At 67.6% G+C, this 2,058-nt stretch carries 3 protein-coding genes; 1 reads left to right on the forward strand and 2 read right to left on the reverse strand.

The features are described 5' to 3' along the window. The coding region (locus VEG08_05605) for a coatomer subunit epsilon (GenBank protein HXZ27461.1) at positions 1 to 210 on the forward strand (210 nt) is incomplete at its 5' end. A gap of 213 nt (positions 211 to 423) precedes the next feature. Here the strand turns inward: VEG08_05605 and VEG08_05610 are convergent. Both VEG08_05610 and VEG08_05615 read right to left on the reverse strand, forming a co-directional pair. Then, positions 424 to 1,593: an aldo/keto reductase gene (locus tag VEG08_05610; protein HXZ27462.1), complete on the reverse strand. Its 1,170-nt coding sequence runs from the start codon at positions 1,591 to 1,593 to the stop codon at positions 424 to 426. A 218-nt stretch (positions 1,594 to 1,811) separates the two neighbouring features. After that, on the reverse strand, positions 1,812 to 2,058 hold a 247-nt coding region (locus tag VEG08_05615), incomplete at its 5' end, for a hypothetical protein (GenBank protein ID HXZ27463.1).

Here is a 2,058-nt window from a genome sequence, read left to right on the forward strand (position 1 = left end):
AAGGACGCCATCACCCTCTACAAGGAACTGATCGAGCGGCCCACCAGCGCCGTTCCCAATAACGTGGCGCAACTGGAGTTGGCGGCGGTCTACGCGCCCCAGCAGCCGCTGGAGGCCAAGCGCCTCTACGAGCAGATCCAGAAGGACGACCCCAAGAGTCCGGCCGCCCAGATGGCCGGCGACCGCCTGGCGGAACTGGCCAAGCAGTAGACGCGGTTTCCCCGCCCCCAACCTCTGATGGCGTCATCCTGAGTGGCCTTCAGGCCGCGAAGGATCTCGCCTGGGATGTCGGGGGCACGGCCGGCAGACCTTGCGATGCTACCCGCGAGATCCTTCGGCGCTGAAGCGCCTCAGGATGACGCCCTTGGGCGCCGGACGGGGTGCGGGCAGGATGCTCGCACGACAGCCGGCGGGACGCCGGCGCTACTTCCTCAGGAAGAGCTTCTCCCACTCCGCGCGCGGGGCGAGCGGGTGCGCCGCTACCTGCAGGTTCGCGGCCACGTGCTCAGGGCGGCTCATGCCGATGAGCGCGCTCACGATCCCGGGCGCCGAGCGCGCGAACTGGATGGCATTCCCGGCGTCGCTCGACATCCCCAGGCGCTGGCCGATGAACTCCGGCAGGTCGTGGGCGAGTTGACCCTGATGCAGCGTGGCGCTCCCCACTACCGCGATCCCCGAGCGCGCCGCCACCTCCAGCGCGGAGTGCGCCTCTTCCTCCAGGTGCTGGTTGGCGAAGGCGTAGGCCTCGGGCATCCCCAGGTTGAAGGGCAACTGGATGAAGCGGAAGTGGTGCTGGTCGCCGCCGGCCTCGCGGGCCACCTCCACCACCGCGGCCAGGGGCATGGAGCCGCGCTGCCCCGGTGGCACGCGGAAGGCGTTCCAGGTGGCGGTGCCGTACCAGCGGATCTTGCCCGCCGCTACCGCCTCTTCCAGCGCGGCGAAGGCCTCTTTCAGCCGCTGGACGAAGACCGTGGGCGCGACGTGGTCGAGCTGCGACTCGGGATTGTGCAGGTAGAAGACGTCCAGGGTCTCCAGGCCGAGGTTCTTGCGCGAGCGCTCGAGCTGGTCGGCCAGGTAGCGTGGCGCCATCGAGTGCATGCCCCCGGCGACTTCCTTGGGATCGACGATGCCGGGCTCGACGTATTCCTTCATGAAGTAGGCACGGGGATCGGCGGGCATGTCGCCGTCGAAGCAGAGGTAGCCGGCCTTGGTGCAGACCACGACTTCATCGCGCTGCAGCTCGCTGGTGGAGAGGAGGTTCGCCAGGGCGGCGCCCAGGTTGCGCTCCGAGCGTTGGTGGCGGTAGTTGATGGCGGTGTCGAGCAGGTTGATGCCGCCCGAGAGCGCGGCGTGGGCGGCGGCGGTGTAGCCGGCGTCGTAGGCGGCGGTGGGCTCGCCCAGGTAGGTGCCTAGCCCGAGGGAGGAGAGCCATAGCTCGCCCGCTCCGGGGACGCCCTCGGCATGGCGGAAGTGCCCGGCATCGCGCAGTGCGGGAAAGCGCTCGCGGTAGCGCGCGGTGCCCTCAGGCGTGGCATAGCCGGTGATCATGGGAGGGGTAGTGTAGCAGGCGGGACGCAGTAGGCCTGATTTCACCCAGGGCTTCCCGTCAGGGCGTAGTATCATCTAACCAAACCGGAGGGGACTAAGGACCATGGCAACACCGGTACGCACGCCCAAGCGCAACCACGCCAGCACGGAGAAGGCGTCCGAGCGTCTCCTGGGAAGGGTCATGTCTGCGGTGGAGGAACGGGTGAAGCGGATGACGCCGGAGCAGCGGCGCCGCGCCGACGCCGAACTGCGCCGCATCGCGTCTAGAGGCCGTAGATCTTCCGGTACTCAGCGATAAGCTCCTGCCCAAACTTGCTGTCTTCTGTTATCCCATAGGCCCGTAGTGCAGCGATAAAATCTCGCAAGCTCCCCCGCCGCATGATCTCCCGCATGAGCTTCTTGCGCTCGATCTTGCTCGGGTCGAGGTGCTTGCTCTTGAAATCGACCGATTCTCGGAGGGCGTCGCCGATCTCTTCGGCCTTGCCCTTTCGGCTGTCGTTCTTCATCGGC

The organism is Terriglobales bacterium (genome assembly GCA_035624475.1).
Taxonomy (GTDB): domain Bacteria; phylum Acidobacteriota; class Terriglobia; order Terriglobales; family Acidobacteriaceae; genus DASPRL01.